This is a genomic window from Marinobacter sp. F4206, assembly GCF_019392195.1.
Taxonomy (GTDB): domain Bacteria; phylum Pseudomonadota; class Gammaproteobacteria; order Pseudomonadales; family Oleiphilaceae; genus Marinobacter.
On the sequence record NZ_JAHXKI010000002.1, the window covers coordinates 1,455,403 to 1,470,924 of the forward strand.

Sequence of the window (15,522 nt, forward strand, 5' to 3'; positions counted from 1 at the left end):
AGGGGCATATTGAAACATCTGCTGGAAATGCGGAGCCACTTCGATGCGAAGAGACGTGCGCCTGATGCTCCCTGTTGGCTGGCAACACGCCCTTCACGACTGCCCCTAAAAATATGATGCCAATCGCATCTAGCACAATGCCCCGACATTGAAGAGTCTCCAAAGCCCGAGCTTTCAGACGCATGTTGTAGAAACGCCGAACAAAAATGCAGCACCACGTCACCTTCACCCCTCCGATATTCGCCACCCGCTAGATACCAGTTGTACTCTTGGTGCGGACGGTAGCTAACTCCCGCTTTAGTGAGGGATACCAAAGCACACGCCAGCGTCTCGACAGGACTGTTCAGACTCTGGAAAGACAGCCAACCAGTCCTGTGCTGTGCTGGCAACAGGTGGAGCGTGAGCGAAAACGAAGTGAGGCTGAATCAGCCCCACTCACAAGTACGGTGGTTTATTCGCTGCCGCGCGCTCGGCCTGCCACTGCTCCAACGTCTGAGCGGCTTTCTCTCCTTCCAGCGATCCTACGACTTCAAAAAAGTCACTGCGCAATTCGTCGCTCAAGACCTGATCTCTGGGTTTGCTGCGAACCACGTAAACAGTTTGAAGATTCTGGTGATCGAACGCTCGCCATTTCTGACGGTCCTTCAACAGGGTGTACTCATGCCCTTCCAAAGCCTTGATCAGGGCTTTCGTATCGGTGGTGCCGGCACGCTCAACAGCGTCCTTGTACTGGTAAACATTGCCATAAGCGGTGGCCGCGGTTGAGGTGGGCCTTATCCCGTACGCTGCCGTAAATGCCTCAACAAACTCCTGGCCACGGGGATAATCCAGTTGATAGGGAATCATCCATTCCCAGGGCGTTGTGGAAATAGCGCCCTCCAGGATGGTGGCACCCACCGCCTGGGCGATACCCAACGTGATATTGGGCAGGACAATCTGGACCTTGTCTTTCAGACCCATTTCATAGGCCACCTTGAGTGCCCGAACCAGATCGTCGCCATATAGAACGAGTACCAGTACGTCCGCGTCGCTATCTTCAGCGGCTTCCAATGCCGCCCTGAAATCCCTGATGAGCGCCCTGGGGAATGGCGTAAGCGCGTGGGGATGCCTTTGCTTGTCGGTGGTGTTGGTGAACTCTCGAAGAGACGCCTCCGAGGAATGGCCCCAGGTATAATCGGCGGTCACATAGAAATAATTGGCGTCACCAAAGTTGTCCGTCAGGTAGTGCCCCAGCGCGTTTGCCGTCATCCAGGCATTGGGGTACTCACGAAACATGTGATCGTGCCCTTCGCTACCGGTGGTAGCGTTGGCAGAGGTTGTGGTTCCGAAATACAGGCGGCCCAACTTTTTCGCCACCTTGCCCGAGGCAATGGTCACGGCGCTGGAAGCACCACCAAAGACCATGTCCACACCTTCCTCGCGGATCAGCTCTTCTGTATTGGCGGCTCCCCTTTCGGGTGACCCTGTTGTGTTGCGAATGACCAGCTCGACATCCCTGCCAAGGATTCCGCCGGCTTTGTTGATCTCATCAACCGCCAGGAATGCTGCCAGTCTTTGCTGTAAGCCAAGCGCTTTGTAACGACCGGATTCCGGGTAGTTGAATCCAAGCTTAATGGTTTCTGCCATTAGCGGAAAACTGCAAAGGCACAGGATAAACCCTGCCAGCAGGGCTGCTCTCCTTTTCATTGATACCATCCTCTTGTTTGTCTTGTATTTTTGTTGAGGCGGGACTCTATCAAGCGAGCTTTGACATCGCTGTTAGCATAAAGGTGTAGGGCGACTCCATCCCGCCCCCTTTCACCGCCTGAACACTGCGCCTGCAACGCCGAAAAAACGACCACCATCCATGCGCACCACCAACGATTCCCCAGCCCATTCAAGTGTTCCGACATTGGACGCGGACCACCGGAAAACGCCGGAGGTGAGATGACTTATTATGGATGGGACATATTCAGAAACGGGGCAGTTATATGTTACGACTGGCTGGCCAAAAGGCTCCTGCCCCCAATAAACGTAAGGTTTTTGCTGAGGTGGACCGGCCTCAATTCTGGACCACTGCGAGTGCCGTGGAGGCATTAGCTATCTGATGGATGGCGATTTCAGCAAAAACGAGCCCTAGCAAAATTCCTGATAAAAATATGCCGCATTCTTCAGCCTCATCCCTGCAAAACTGACGCATCGAGAGATATCTTATTCTCTTATCTAGAGGAATAGCCCTTTATAAGCCCCCGGTTTGACAAGGATCAATTTCCCGACGGCATGACATCGAGCTTATTCATTGAGGCGGGCAGGATTTGGGATTAAGGGTTTAGGGCAACCGTCATACAACTGCCCCTCCAAGCTCAGGATCTCCGGAGGAGGGGCATGCATTTTGAAGAGATCTATCGACGCTTAGGCGTCCATGCCCACACCATCTCGATTTCGATAGGTTCCTTGCCCTCGCTGTCGCGAATGACGACCGGGACAGACACGTCGCCCTTTTCTTCGGTGCGCATGCGCTCACGCTGCTCGTCCGTCAGATGGGCTTCAACGGTCATGTCGCCTTTGGCACGACGGGTGTATTCAGCTTTGGCGGTCTTGATAACGGGAACTTTGTCATCCGGCACATTCAGGCCAACCAGAAAGCCGGTGGCGGACTCTGCCAGCACCAGGGAGGCAACGGCATGCACACCACCAATATGGTTTTGAACACGGCGCTTGTTGGCCAGGCTGATGACGCAACGCTCGTGATCCAGTGACTCAATACGAATGCCGGTGGTACCGGTAAACGGGACGACCTTTCCAAAGAACAGGGTCAGGGCTCTGGATCGGGCGAAATCAGGCAGTCGATTGATTTTATTTACGATTCCCGACAACTTGTTGGTGCTGGCCATGAACAACTCTCCGCTTATCTAATTTTTCGGCTCGGGACAATACCCCATTCGTCGAAGGAAAGGAACGTTTGGCCAATGACGTCAGGCCACACGCTGGCTATACTCGGCCAACCCCTTCATGGATCCAACGCATACCAACAAGGAGAACACGATGAGTGACCTGAAAAGCCAGTTCGACGAAGCCGTAAACTACATCCAGACCGCCGAGGGCGATTTTCAGCCGTCCAACGAGATGAAACTGGAGTTCTACGCGCTTTACAAGCAGGCGACCGCGGGCGATGCCACGGGTAAACGCCCGGGCATGATGGATTTTGTCGGCCGCGCCAAGTACGACGCCTGGGCCAAGCTCAAAGGCACTTCCAGCGACGAGGCCATGCAGCAATACATCGACAAACTCAATGCCCTGAAGTAAGCCCCTGCCAGCGAATCCCGGTCAGTTTGACCGGGATCACCCTTCCCCTAAAAAGTTTTTGCGGCGTTCAAACGTTTGTCATAAGATGCGCCCAACATAACAAGAAGAACCCTATCGGAAGAGTTGTTCATGGATATCACCGAAGCGCTGGAACAATCCCAGCCCGGCCTTGTTGGTCGTGTAAAAGACGCCATTCGTAACCAGCACCTGAACCAGCGTGCCGAACAGAACTACCTGCACTGGATTACCCGTTTTGTGCTGTTCAACGATCTGAAAGATCCTGAAACGCTTGCGGGTGAAGAGCGCCAGTTGTTTCTTACCTACCTCAGCGATCGTATGCAGGTTTCCCGGGCACGGCTGAACCAGGCCAGCCAGGCGCTAACGTTTTTCTATGAAGATGTTCTGGGACAGGCGAGCTTGAGTGGAACTGCCGCAGCCTGAGTGCTGCAGCAGTGCGAAATGACTTAGCGCTCAGTCATATTGACGTTCAGGGCGTCATAATTGCGGTTTTCGGGCGGACGGATCACGTAGTTGTTGCTGTGCGTCTGCCCGGGAATGGACTTGGGATTGCTGAAGCGGAATTCCACCGGAATCTCGGAGCGACCCAGGTCTGTTCGGCTATCTCGTGGCTGCAGAGCCAGCGGATCCAGGTAAAAATCATCGTCGGTCGCCGGCTTGACCGGAACACCAGCCGCCGGAGCGGACAATCCACCCTCGATCACCGTATTGGCGAGTGCGTCTTCTTCGATGGAGCGCAGCGGAATGTTGTGAATCGTTGAGCGCTCTTCGTATTCGAAGGCACTGTCTTTGGCAGGGATCTCACTCTGGGCGGCAGCCAATAGTGACAATGCCGCGGCACCGACCAGAGTCACTGAGCGACCAAGTAAACGCCTGATTCTTCCCATCCCCAAATACATACCCATGACCCAAACCCTGGCTGACTCATCCATCCATGCCAAAAGCACATGACAATTTTTGATCAGTCTATCGTCAAAAAAGACGGTTTGCGCAATTAATCGACGATTCTGTGACGCTTTTCACTAACACTCGGACTGAATACGTAGCAGCATTGGACAGGTGAATAACCTAGGCAGAGCCGATTCCACTGCTCCTGTTTGCTTAAGTAATAAATCCGTCTAAACTCCGGTTTAGCAAGCAATTCTCTCGCCCAGCCATGCTCCACCAACTCGGTTCAAGGATGTTCATATTGAAAGTCCGCCAGCACCTCAGGATCTCGGCCTTCATCTGGCTGTTACTTCCCGTGGCGGCAAACGCAGCATCCAATGACGACTCGCTCTGGGACATTCCTCTTGAAGAACTCAGCGAGATACGGGTGGTCTCTATTGCATCCGGGACCGCAACTCCCCTGGACAAAGCTGCGGCCATTACCTCGGTTATCAGTGCCGAGGACATCGCTGCCATTGGGGCAACAGACTTGGACCAGGTTCTGGAAACCGTTCCCGGCTTGCACGTAAACCATTCTGACCAGGGCTTCACGCCAAAGTATATTTTCCGTGGCATTACCTCGAGTTTTAACCCCCAAGCCCTGCTGTTGATCAACGGTGTTCCTGTCACCTCTATGATGTTTGGCAACAGGGGTAATGCCTGGAGCGGCATGCCGGTCAAGGCAATCAAACGGATAGAGGTGATTCGCGGCCCCGGATCAGCGCTCTACGGTGCGGACGCCTATGCGGGAGTCATCAACATCATTACCAAGAGCGCGCAAGACATTGATGGGGTGTCGGCCGGGGCCCGTGCGGGAAGTTTTGATACTCAGGCCGCGTGGATTGAGGCCTCTACCGCATGGAACGGCACCGACATCAGTCTGGTGCTTGAACAGCAGAGTACCGATGGCTGGCGCGAAACGATCGAACGTGACGCGCAGACCAACTTCGACGAAACGTTTGGCACCTCCGCCTCTCTGGCGCCAGGCCCGGTGAACATGGCGGCAGACCACTTTGACGCTCGACTGGATTTCAGCGGGGACCGGTGGCAGTTAAGGGCCGGCCTGCAAGACCGAAGGAACCTCGCCACTGGACCGGGCCTGGCCCAGGCGCTCGACCCCCAAGGGCGGTACCAGTCCCAGCGGGTAAATATGGATTACAGCTATCACTGGCTGGAAATCATGGAAGGTCTGGATGTTGAATCGCGAATCAGCTACTACAACTTGACTCAGGAACCCGAAAACGACGTCGCACTTTACCCCCCGGGAGCGTTTGGGGGTCAGTTTCCAGACGGTTTCCTCGGCAGCCCCGGATACAAAGAGCGACAGGTGCGGCTTGATCTGAACTCTATCTACAGTAACTTCGACGACCATCGTATCTTGTCGGGCGTCGGTGCCTTGTGGGCAGACCTCTACGACGTCACCGAGCGCAAGAATTTCAACGCCGACTTCAGCCCCAAGGGCCAGGTGGAGGACGTTTCAGGCGACCCGGACCAGGTCTGGATGCCGGAAGAAGATCGAAAGAACTACTACGTGTTCGTCCAGGATGAATGGCAGTTTGCCCAGAACTGGCAGCTCGTAAGCGGGCTCCGCTATGACTACTACGCCGACTTTGGGGAAACAGTTAACCCTAGAGCAGCGCTGGTATGGGCCACGACGAACGACCTGACGACCAAACTTCTCTATGGCCGCGCCTTCCGGGCCCCCTCCTTGAATGAACAGTATGTTGATAACAACCCGGTCACCGCGGGTAATGATGACCTCAACCCTGAAACCATCGATACTCTGGAACTGGCTCTTTCCTATCAAGCCAGTTCCCGATTGTTCTATGGCGTTAATGTTTTCTACTACGAAATTGATGACCTTATCAGCGCAGAACCTGTTTCCGGGCCGGTCTCCAGCCAATATCAAAATTCGGGGAAGCGCAAAGGCCACGGGGGTGAACTGGAGGTGACGTTTCAGGCGCTCGACAATCTCAACCTGACAGCAAATTACGCCTACCAAACCGCTGAGGACCAGGAAACCAACGAGTCGGTCGGGCAGGCGCCCAATCATCAAGTCTATACCCGGGTTGAATGGCAAGTGGTGCCAACCTGGGCCCTGAACACTCAAGCCAACTGGGTCGGGGAGCAAAAACGGGCCGCCTCCGATTCAAGGGATCCGGTCGACAACTACACAACGGTCGACTTTACCGCCCGCACCAACGGTTTGTGGCGCGGCTTTGATATTGCGGTTTCGGTGAGAAATGCATTCAATGCCGACGTTCGCGACCCCAGCCCTTACTCGGACCCGAGGCCAGCAATTCCCGGCGACTTCCCCATGCCGGGACGATCCGCTTACGTCGAAGCGCAGTATCAGTTTTAAGTGCCCCAACCTCGTTTGGCGGGGCCCTCGTAGACGATATTACTGCAACGTACAGGAAAAAAACTGCCCTCGGGCCTATCGCGAGCATCCTGATAGCAAGGAGCCAGGCCTGTGACAAAAGCGGGACTTCCAAAAATCTGGTATTCCTGACAACTAATCCCCATGTCCGCGGCGAGGCCCGCATGAACCGCCGCAACGTTCATGGAGTAGCCATACTTCTCAAAAAGATAGGTATGCACATCCAGTGCAATCTGCAAATAGCGGCCGCCATCCAGTTCAAACTCTTTGGCTTTGTCCAGCATGAAGGGGATTCGCTCATCGGTCCGGGAAAGAGGACGCCCATACCCATAGATAGTGCGGCCCGCCGATTTCTCATTCTCAACAAATTCGCCGAGATCGCCGCCTGCGTCCAGGTGTGCCCCAGCCCGATAGAAAAAATCGAGCGCCCGCACTTCAGGACGACGACCATAAATAGACGCCTCTGAAATGCTCAGCCCAGCCATGAGCGACAGTGATGCGGTGGCACGTACGGTCCCTGCCAAAGCCGTTACATGATTGGGCCATATCGAAGCGTCTGGATAACTGGTGGAAACCCAGAAGGCGCTCAGTAATTTCGCGACATTTTCGCCCGGATCGCGCCCCAGGATGGCGTACAGATACAGGTGAATCCAATCGTAGTCACCCAGATCCCGATGCAGATCCTTGCCGTGAAAAACGACTCGTTCCGACAAGTAAGCCTTGCCCTTGCGGGTCAGCCAATGTTTTTCGGTTTCCAACAGTCTCTTGTGGCTCATTTCGGCGTCGCCTCCTGATCACGCCCAGCCTCGGACGCGCTCTCATCAAGCTCAATCGCAGGGCCGTAATACGGAAATTTCTTCCACCCCATGTGCTTTTGCTCCACAGCGTGCGTTGCCGCTCCCGGGAGCCTGAGCATCAGGTACAACATGCTGCCCTGATCGGCATCCATCCCCAAATCAATCAGCGCAGCCGACGCCAGGCCGCTCATCGCCAGAGGATAGCCGACGTGCTGCTCGAGGGCCTGCCGATTGGCTTTCAACCAGGCGAGCGCGCCGTTGGCAGGTGCCAGCCCGGCAAGCAGCTCCAAGGATTGCAGGATAGGCGTCGGGGTTACGTCCCCGTTCGGGTCAAAGCCCGGAGCATGCTCCATGGGTAACCAGATGTCGGCACGCTCATCATCACTCGGGTTCAGTAGCTTGGCGCACCAGGCATCAAAGTCGAAACGGCACTCCCGCCATAGCTCAATGCACACCGACACTTCCTGGGAACCACCGTACTGGCCCGCGCCGACCGCCAGGGCGGCCATTAACGCTGAACTGTGATTGGTACCGGCGACACCCGCGTTCATCGCTGCCCGAACGCTGGCTTCCCGGGGGCCTGGGTTAGCCAGCACCATTGCCAGTTTCTCAAGCAGTTGCGCTTCATTCGCGCCGGGGCGCTCTCCCTTGAACATGAGCAGTAGATACTCAAACCAACCGGCCTTCTGAACCACCTCGCCATAGACATCATATCCGCTGCAGTAGCAGGCCTTTGCGGCGAACGGATTCTCAAGTTCCGGCTCCTCGAACCAGATATTCGAATGGTACTGGTACTCTGTTGCCATTGTGCTGTCCTGTCTATTCGGTTCCGGTGAGTACTTTCATTCGAGCGCCCATGGGGGGCACCTCGTCGGCATCAATCAATACATCAAGCAGACAAGGGCCCGAGCGGTCAAAAATTGCGGTCAGGTCGAGGGCATAGAGCTCCTCCATGCTCGCAATCCTGTGTGATTTAACGCCCAATGCTTCCGCCAACTTTGCAAAATTCACAGTGGGGAGGCTATTGGCAATTGGTTCTGCGCCCCCGAGGGCCTGGCCATGACGAACCATGCCCAACGACGAATCATTAAGCACCACCATCAGCACGTTCAGACCTTCCTGTGCAGCGGTGGTCAGCTCCTGCCCGGACATCAGGTAACTGCCATCGCCCGTGATGCACAGGACCGGAGCCCCCTCCGCAGCCATGGCGACCCCGACCGACGCGCCAATCGCCCACCCCATCGGGGCAAATCCAATCCCGATGTGAAACAGGTTCTTTTCCGGAGGCAATGTCTCTGTCCGCCGCACGTTCCAGTGATGGATTCCCCACAGGAAGCTGTTACCACTGTCAAAAAGAGCGCGAGTCGTGTCCGGGCAGGCCCGGCTAAGGTAGGTGATCAAGGCTTGTGGTTTGACTGGCCCGGAGGTGGCATAACAACCCTCACGAAACCGCTCGTCAATTATCGCCGGCAGCCCGTCATTGGCGGTCAACTGAGTCGAACTCGAATTGCGGGAGTCCTGCGCAAGCTCGCCCAGAAGCTGCTCAACCACCAACCGGGGTTCACCGAGAATGGCCTCGCGAGCCATGGTCGCCCGGGTGAGGTGGTCGGGATTTCTGGCGATATGGATCAACCGCCCGGACAGGATTCCCTCGGGATCCCAGCCTGCCGTTGACACTTCGTCCAGGGCAGCGCCCACGACAATTATCCTTTCGGCATTGTGGGGTTTCAGTGCTTCCGACGCACTGCGGTGCCCGGCAAAGCCGAAGACACCTCGATACAACGGATGAAAACTGTCAATGATCCCCTTTGCCCGGGGCGTGGTTACCAACTGCCAGCCTTTGATCTCGGCAAGCCTTGTCAGCTGAGCGACGGCGGAGGCCGCATCCTCACCCAGAACAATGGTGGCTCGGCTCACGTCCTTCAGATCTCCGGCCACTTTTTGCAGGTACCCGGGGCCCGGCATAACCTCATTGGCCACAAAGGCATTCAGGCTGGTATGGATGGCATCATCTGGTAAGGCGTGGCGCATGACGTCCAGGGGAATCGAAAGATGGACGGGCCCGGGTTGATGACCCAGGGCATGACCTATGGCGTGAAGCAGCTTCGGTACTAACTGTTCAGGATGCGACACCAGTGTGTTGTAACGGGTGCAGCTGGCGAACATGTCAATCGTGTTGACGCTGGTGCAGGAAGATTCCTGCAAGGCGCCCTGACCAAAACGGTCCAGCGAGGTCTGCGCGGATATAACCAGCATTGGAATGTTGTCGGCGTAGGCTGCGGCCACACCCGTGATCAGATTGGTTGCACCCGGCCCTGCCGTGGCGCAACACACTCCAAGCCGTCCGGATTCCCGGGCGTAACCGTCGGCCATAAACGCGGCGCCGGTTTCATGGCGTGCGGTTACGGACCGAATCCCTCCCCGACGCTCACTTCGGGCCAGGGCATTGTAAAAAGGCTCAATGCTGCCACCCGGCACCCCAAAAACGCAGTCAACCCCGAGGCGCTCCAGGTATCGCAGAATTAGATCACCACACTCAAGCATTGGATACTCATTGCAGGTGGCTGATGCGGACTGTGGAAGTCGCATCCATCCGGGTTAGTGGTCCAGGGGAGCAGGTTTGGCTATCCCATATCCCTGGGCGTAATCGAGGCCGAGCTTCCGCAGACACTCTTTCACTTCGTCCGTCTCAACGAACTCGGCTATGGTTTTCAGGCCAGCCGCATGTCCGATGCGATTGCAGGCATCGACTATCCCCATATCAATCGGGTCGGCAAGCAGGTTTCGGATAAACCCGCCATCCACCTTCAAGTAGTCTATGGGCAGGGCTTTCAGATAGGAGAAGGAGCTCATTCCCGAGCCAAAATCGTCCAGTGCGAACTTGAAGCCATCACTGCGGGCCCGCTCGATGAAGCCGATCGTGTCGCTAAGGTTCGCTATGGCAGAGGTCTCGGTGATTTCAAAGCACACCCGGCGTGGCAGGATGGAATACTCCTGAACCTTATCGCGGATGTAATTGAAAAGCTCACCATCACTCAGCGACCCACCCGACAGGTTGATAAAAAAGGTGCCGCTGGTTTCCCGCCCAAGCCCCGTTCGATCCAGATAGGCAAACGCCAGTTCGATGACCCGGCGATCAATTCTCGGCATCAGGCCGAAACGTTCCGCAGCCGGAATAAAGGCACCTGGAGGAATGATCTCGTTACCCTGGCGCAGGCGAACAAGAAATTCGGTGCGGAAGCCGTCGGCGCTGGCCTCCTGAAGAGGGATCATCTCCTGGTGATACAGGAAGAAATTGTTGGTTTGCAGCGCCTCTTGCAGGCGGCTCATCCATTGCATATCCCGCTGACGCTGGCGCATGTCTTTGTCGCTGGATTCATAGACCTGGACGTTGTTGCGCCCGCGGTCCTTGGCGGCATAGCACGCCAGGTCTGCGTGACTGAGCAATTCGCCCGCGGTTTTGTACTGGCCACTCATGATGACCATGCCCACGCTCAGCGAGACAGCGAACGGCTTGTCGTCCCAGACAAACCGGTATTCCCGGACCTCCTCGCACAGTGATTCAGCAACTTTACGAGCGTCCATGGCATCACAGCCACGGAGTAGTACCCCGAACTCATCGCCCCCCAGACGAGCGAGGGTGTCGTTGGCCCGCAGTTTCTGGCTCAGAACCTTTGCCAGCTGTTTCAACAACTCATCGCCGGCCATGTGGCCACAGGTATCGTTGATAATCTTGAACTGATCAAGGTCGAGGTAGAGCAGGACGCAGTCGCGAACCGACTTCCGGGAATCGTGGAGAGCCTGCACCAGCTGACGCTCGAACTCGCGCCGGTTCACCAGGTCGGTGAGGCTGTCGTGGTAGGCCATGTGCTGAAGTGTCGATTCCGCCCTTTTCTTGGCAAGCCGAACGGTCACTTCCCGCATTTCACGGTGGATCGCCGGTATCAGCCGGGCCAGATTACCCTTCATGATGTAATCCTGCGCGCCCGCTTTCATGGCGCTTACCGCGACATCCTCGCCAATCAGGCCGGATACGATGATGACCGGCAGGTCCGCGGCAAATTGACGCGTCAGTTCGAGTACCCGGAAAGAGGTGAATCCGGGAAGACTGTGATCCGTAATGACAATGTCCCAGTCTGCATTCATGAGCGCGGTCTCCATCGCGCTCTCGCTGTCCACCATTCTGTAATACGGCTCAATGCCACCCTTTTTGAGGGCACGCAGCAGTAGAAGGGCGTCATCCTCCGAGTCTTCAACCAGCAACACCCGCAGGCGGTCATTCATATCATTCACCAGCACCACCTTTTTGGAACGATCGGGATGCCCCCATCACGGGAAGCTTGTTCACGGTTAACCAGTATCGGGCCAGCAGGCTCATTTGCTCGCTGAACTTACTGTAGTCGATCTGCTTGGTTACAAAACTGTTGGCGCCCAGCCTGTAGGCTTCACGCAGTTCCTGCGGCTCATCCGAAGAGGTAACCATAACGACCGGGAGCCAGTCGGTCGTGGGCGATGAGCGGATACGACGCAACACGTCAAGGCCGCTGACTCTTGGCAGCTTGAAGTCCAGCAACACAACACCTACGGACTCAACCTGCTCAGAGCGTTCACAGGTGTCGGTTCCAAACAGGAAATCCAGTGCTTCCTGTCCGTCTTCCAGCATGATGATGGGATTGGTCCTGCTGGCACTCCTGAGTGCGCGCATCGTGAGGATCTGATCATCCGGATTGTCCTCCACAACCAGAATTGCATAGTCATCCATTCCCATACACTCTCCATTTCCATCGGGCATTCAGAAGTGTCGCAACCCGACACCGCCTCACTTTTGCATTGAGGACGGGAACTTTACATAGAAGCAGGCCCCCCTGTCGACTGACGAGTCAGCGTACACTTCGCCGAAATGCCGTCTCACAACCCGGTCAACAGTGGCCAGACCCAGCCCGGTGCCAATGAATTGCGAGGGAGTGTGCAAACGGTTGAAAGCGACAAACAACTTCTCCACGTATTTCATGTCGAAGCCGACACCATTGTCCTGAATTGCAACGGTAATACTGTCGGGAGCTTCACAGGCCGTCACATCAATCCGGCGCTGATCGTTCTTGGACGTGTACTTCCAGGCATTTTCGAGCAGGTTCTGAAAGGCCACCCGAAGCATCCGCTCATCCCCGACGACCCGGATACCCCGCTGTATCTGCACGTGAGTGGGGAGCGAATCGGTGGTCTCCCTGAGTTCATCCACGATTTCCTCAAGCATCACGCTGAGGTCAAGCTGCTTGATCTCCATCGCCTGACGGCTTACGCGGGACAACACCAGAAGCCCGTCAATCAGCCCACCCATTCGTACCGTCGCCGTTCGGATCCTGGACAGGTAGTCTCTACCGGTTTCGTTTAGCTGGTCACCGCAGTCCTCTTCAAGCGCCTGGCCAAAACCCTCAATCGCCCGCAGCGGCTGCCGCAGATCGTGCGAGACCGAGAAACTGAATGCTTCCAGCTCTCTGTTGGCCAGACTCAGTTCAGACGTCCGGTCAGCAACGGTTCTCTCCAACTCGTCACGACTCTCCAGAATTCTCAGGTTCTGTTGCTGGATGGTTCCGATCATCTCGTTGAAGGCAATACCCAGATGCCCGAGTTCGTCTTTGCCATAGACCGGTACCCGAATCGAGTAGTCATGTTCCCGGGCAATCCGCTGGGCGGCATTGGACAGCTCGAAGATCGGCTCGGATACCAGGCGCTGCAAACGCAACGCGACCCACGCCAGCGCCATCTGAATCACTATACCGATGCTGAAGGTTACGACGATGAACGCCCGGATATGTTCACGCAATACCTCAAGCCGCGACATCAAATAGAAATGACCGACGGTGTCGCCATCCAGCGTTACCGGCTCAAGAAGGCGATAAAAGTCTCCGACAAAACCAACCTGTGGCGCCCCACCAAGGTCGGGACAACCGGCGCCCCCCGAGCTATTGAGTTCACTCACCACCTCTCCCGAGACGTTGAACACGCATACCTGCTCGATGGTTCCAATCTGGCGCAGGCTCGAAATAATGGTGTTGAGTTGCTGGTCGTCCTCGAAGAGCAGCGCAGCTGCAGATTGCTCGGTCAGAATGTCAGTTATGACGTGCAGTTCGGATTCGAGTTGCTCCTGATAGTTTTCGTTTTCCACCACCACGAGGCTGGTGCACACCAGCAGAATTCCAAGAGTACTGATCGACAGGGTGAGCAGGAGCAGCTTGGTCTTCAATGGCCAGTACTGCCAGCGCAAGCGTTCCATCATCGGATAACCCTCACAGCCAGTTCCAGCAACCTGGAATTGACATGGATGCCCGCCCTTTGGGCCGCCTGGAGGTTAATTTCGAACCGGATAACGTTGCCCTCTTTCACGTATCCGATGATCCCGCCTTCCTCCACAAAGTCGGGGATCTCACTGATCGTAAGCATCTGACGTTCGTGGGCGTACTCGGTGATGGCCGGCAAGTCCCGGGACCTGGCGCTGCCGATAAACAGGACCTGACAACCGTCACTGTCGGACAGGGAACCTGGATAAGCCAATGCCAAAGGCCGGCCCTGAGAGACCCGGCCATTGAGTTGCTGGAGCACGTCGCCAAATGGATCCTGGCCCAGCACGCAGATCCTCATTTCGGGCGCTTCGGCCAGAGGGTCAGACCAGGTTATGAATCGGGTGAAATTGTAAAGAAAGGCGGCCTTGACCTCATATTCCGAGCGCACGGACGCATTGGCGGTGCCAACCAGGGACCACAGAAGCAATGCGATAAGGAATTTCAAAAACACCTAAAGGTAACCCCCGGCTATCCATTTCATCGAACCCTTATCCTGAACGGCGTACTCCGTGTACGCCCGATAAGTTAGCCCGGAGTGTTTAGATTGATCACAATCCAAATTCGACGTATCTCAATGCCTTGCACGACACATTGGCAAGTACCATCCGAATCCCACGAAGGTTAGCACTGGTTTTCGTCGCGTCAATAAGCCGACTGCGATTATCCTCTCCTGGTTGTGACGGTTGTGGCAGTGCCCCGCTCGATTTGCGATTCTATAACATCACCGCTCCATGCTTCTCTGGTAAATCGCCCACGCTATGAAAACGAATCTGATAACCCGCGAAGGTTTCGACAAGCTTCAACAAGAGCTGGATTTTCTCTGGCGCACAGAGCGACCGGAAGTGACCAGGAAAGTGACCTGGGCTGCAAGCCTGGGTGACCGTTCGGAAAACGCCGACTACCAGTACAACAAGCGACGCCTACGCGAAATAGACCGTCGAGTCAGGCACATCAGAAAACGACTGGAAAGCGTTCGGATTGTGGATTACTCAGAACTCCAGGAGGGCCGCGTGTTTTTTGGTGCGTGGGTCAGACTGGTCGACGAAGAAACCTCACTGACCTTCCGGATCGTCGGACCCGATGAGATTTATGAACGGAAGGACTTTGTATCGATTGATGCTCCGATTGCCCGCGCCTGCCTCAAAAAAGAAACGGACGATGAGGTCCTGGTCCGGACACCGGTGGGCGAGAAAACGTGGTACGTCGACCAGATCTGGTATGAATCGGACAAGGCATAAACCAAAAAAAACCCCGTAAAAACGGGGTTAAGGCTAGCGCTGTGCTGGAGGGAGAAGCAAGCAACAAATGATTGCTTCAATAACTACAGTTTCCATTATGCACAGCCGGGGTTACTACAGAGTGGCCGGTGAATTACGTTTTTGACAGGCTTTTGTCTGCCGTGGTGATGACGAAATTAGGTTGCACACTCTAGGCGCGGTCACTACCGTTCGCGATATACTTCTACCATGATTTCCATTCACGGAGTTTTCCAATGAACACACAGAAACTGCTGAACTTTGCCCTGGAAGGCATCGACACCATTGGTTACCGCCTCGACCAGATGGGCATTACCGGCAAGGTTAATCGCCACAACATTGCGGCGTACCTGGCGGCAGAACAGAAATACCTGGAAGGTGAATGGGACAGCATCCAGGCTCGAGTCGATCGCCGCCGGTCCCAGTTCGAACACATCACCCACGCCGTGGAGACACGTGCAGACGCCCTTCTTGGTCCGGTTTTTGACCGGGTTAACCGGTTCCGCGCCCGTCAGTAA

At 55.7% G+C, this 15,522-nt stretch carries 15 protein-coding genes; 5 read left to right on the plus strand and 10 right to left on the minus strand.

Translation table 11 applies throughout. The features are described 5' to 3' along the window. Positions 1-435 precede the first annotated feature (435 nt). Both KZO34_RS09075 and KZO34_RS09080 read right to left on the minus strand, forming a co-directional pair. A complete protein-coding gene (locus KZO34_RS09075) occupies positions 436-1,686 on the minus strand; it encodes an ABC transporter substrate-binding protein (RefSeq protein WP_219475867.1) in 1,251 nt (416 codons plus the stop codon). Positions 1,687-2,381: 695 nt separating this feature from the next. Further along, on the minus strand, positions 2,382-2,873 hold the full coding sequence (locus tag KZO34_RS09080) for a DUF4442 domain-containing protein (protein ID WP_219475869.1): 492 nt from the start codon (positions 2,871-2,873) through the stop codon (positions 2,382-2,384). Between the two features lie 151 nt (positions 2,874-3,024). On the opposite strand from KZO34_RS09080, the gene KZO34_RS09085 reads away from it, so the two are divergent. Further along, positions 3,025-3,285 (plus strand): acyl-CoA-binding protein, encoded by a 261-nt coding sequence (locus KZO34_RS09085; RefSeq protein WP_219475871.1) that lies wholly within the window; start codon positions 3,025-3,027, stop codon positions 3,283-3,285. Between the two features lie 129 nt (positions 3,286-3,414). Next, positions 3,415-3,726 carry a site-specific integrase gene (locus KZO34_RS09090; RefSeq protein WP_219475873.1) on the plus strand — a complete coding sequence of 104 codons (312 nt, stop codon included), beginning with the start codon at positions 3,415-3,417 and terminating at the stop codon, positions 3,724-3,726. 23 nt (positions 3,727-3,749) lie between these two features. On the opposite strand, the gene KZO34_RS09095 is transcribed toward KZO34_RS09090, so the two are convergent. Further along, complete coding sequence (locus KZO34_RS09095; protein ID WP_219475875.1) at positions 3,750-4,190, minus strand: hypothetical protein; 441 nt, start codon at positions 4,188-4,190, stop codon at positions 3,750-3,752. Positions 4,191-4,492: 302 nt separating this feature from the next. Here KZO34_RS09095 and KZO34_RS09100 point away from each other — a divergent pair, with 302 nt between their 5' ends. Beyond that, positions 4,493-6,592: a TonB-dependent receptor plug domain-containing protein gene (locus KZO34_RS09100; protein WP_308318787.1), complete on the plus strand. Its 2,100-nt coding sequence runs from the start codon at positions 4,493-4,495 to the stop codon at positions 6,590-6,592. Here KZO34_RS09100 and KZO34_RS09105 read toward each other — a convergent pair. The 7 genes from KZO34_RS09105 to KZO34_RS09135 are packed head-to-tail and all read right to left on the minus strand — an operon-like array spanning position 6,589 to position 14,193. Further along, complete coding sequence (locus KZO34_RS09105; RefSeq protein WP_257900233.1) at positions 6,589-7,368, minus strand: citrate synthase family protein; 780 nt, start codon at positions 7,366-7,368, stop codon at positions 6,589-6,591. The genes KZO34_RS09100 and KZO34_RS09105 overlap by 4 nt on opposite strands. A 14-nt stretch (positions 7,369-7,382) precedes the next feature. Then, positions 7,383-8,213, minus strand: a complete 831-nt coding sequence (locus tag KZO34_RS09110) for a citryl-CoA lyase (protein WP_219475881.1) — start codon at positions 8,211-8,213, stop codon at positions 7,383-7,385. A 13-nt stretch (positions 8,214-8,226) separates the two neighbouring features. Further along, positions 8,227-9,951 carry a thiamine pyrophosphate-binding protein gene (locus KZO34_RS09115; RefSeq protein ID WP_219475884.1) on the minus strand — a complete coding sequence of 575 codons (1,725 nt, stop codon included), beginning with the start codon at positions 9,949-9,951 and terminating at the stop codon, positions 8,227-8,229. Between the two features lie 54 nt (positions 9,952-10,005). Then, positions 10,006-11,691 (minus strand): putative bifunctional diguanylate cyclase/phosphodiesterase, encoded by a 1,686-nt coding sequence (locus tag KZO34_RS09120; RefSeq protein WP_257900363.1) that lies wholly within the window; start codon positions 11,689-11,691, stop codon positions 10,006-10,008. A gap of 1 nt (position 11,692) precedes the next feature. Then, positions 11,693-12,169 (minus strand): response regulator, encoded by a 477-nt coding sequence (locus KZO34_RS09125; protein WP_219475886.1) that lies wholly within the window; start codon positions 12,167-12,169, stop codon positions 11,693-11,695. 57 nt (positions 12,170-12,226) lie between these two features. Next, the gene (locus KZO34_RS09130; protein WP_219475888.1) at positions 12,227-13,684 is read right to left on the minus strand and encodes an ATP-binding protein; all 1,458 of its coding nucleotides are present in this window, start codon (positions 13,682-13,684) and stop codon (positions 12,227-12,229) included. Next, on the minus strand, positions 13,681-14,193 hold the full coding sequence (locus tag KZO34_RS09135; RefSeq protein WP_219475889.1) for a YfiR family protein: 513 nt from the start codon (positions 14,191-14,193) through the stop codon (positions 13,681-13,683). Before KZO34_RS09135 ends, KZO34_RS09130 begins: the two co-directional genes overlap by 4 nt. Positions 14,194-14,506: 313 nt before the next feature. On the opposite strand from KZO34_RS09135, the gene greB reads away from it, so the two are divergent. Both greB and KZO34_RS09145 read left to right on the plus strand, forming a co-directional pair. Then, on the plus strand, positions 14,507-14,986 hold the full coding sequence (gene greB, locus KZO34_RS09140) for a transcription elongation factor GreB (RefSeq protein WP_219475891.1): 480 nt from the start codon (positions 14,507-14,509) through the stop codon (positions 14,984-14,986). A 254-nt stretch (positions 14,987-15,240) separates the two neighbouring features. Continuing rightward, positions 15,241-15,522, plus strand: a complete 282-nt coding sequence (locus tag KZO34_RS09145) for a hypothetical protein (RefSeq protein WP_219475893.1) — start codon at positions 15,241-15,243, stop codon at positions 15,520-15,522.

Bases quoted from the DNA above. Each gene is read 5' to 3' on its own strand.
- KZO34_RS09075 (WP_219475867.1), bottom strand. From the start codon at position 1,686: ATGAAAAGGAGAGCAGCCCTGCTGGCAGGGTTTATCCTGTGCCTTTGC.
- KZO34_RS09080 (WP_219475869.1), bottom strand. From the start codon at position 2,873: ATGGCCAGCACCAACAAGTTGTCGGGAATCGTAAATAAAATCAATCGA.
- KZO34_RS09085 (WP_219475871.1), top strand. From the start codon at position 3,025: ATGAGTGACCTGAAAAGCCAGTTCGACGAAGCCGTAAACTACATCCAG.
- KZO34_RS09090 (WP_219475873.1), top strand. From the start codon at position 3,415: ATGGATATCACCGAAGCGCTGGAACAATCCCAGCCCGGCCTTGTTGGT.
- KZO34_RS09095 (WP_219475875.1), bottom strand. From the start codon at position 4,190: ATGGGAAGAATCAGGCGTTTACTTGGTCGCTCAGTGACTCTGGTCGGT.
- KZO34_RS09110 (WP_219475881.1), bottom strand. From the start codon at position 8,213: ATGGCAACAGAGTACCAGTACCATTCGAATATCTGGTTCGAGGAGCCG.
- KZO34_RS09115 (WP_219475884.1), bottom strand. From the start codon at position 9,951: ATGCTTGAGTGTGGTGATCTAATTCTGCGATACCTGGAGCGCCTCGGG.
- KZO34_RS09120 (WP_257900363.1), bottom strand. From the start codon at position 11,691: ATGAATGACCGCCTGCGGGTGTTGCTGGTTGAAGACTCGGAGGATGAC.
- KZO34_RS09125 (WP_219475886.1), bottom strand. From the start codon at position 12,169: ATGGATGACTATGCAATTCTGGTTGTGGAGGACAATCCGGATGATCAG.
- KZO34_RS09130 (WP_219475888.1), bottom strand. From the start codon at position 13,684: ATGATGGAACGCTTGCGCTGGCAGTACTGGCCATTGAAGACCAAGCTG.
- greB (WP_219475891.1), top strand. From the start codon at position 14,507: ATGAAAACGAATCTGATAACCCGCGAAGGTTTCGACAAGCTTCAACAA.
- KZO34_RS09145 (WP_219475893.1), top strand. From the start codon at position 15,241: ATGAACACACAGAAACTGCTGAACTTTGCCCTGGAAGGCATCGACACC.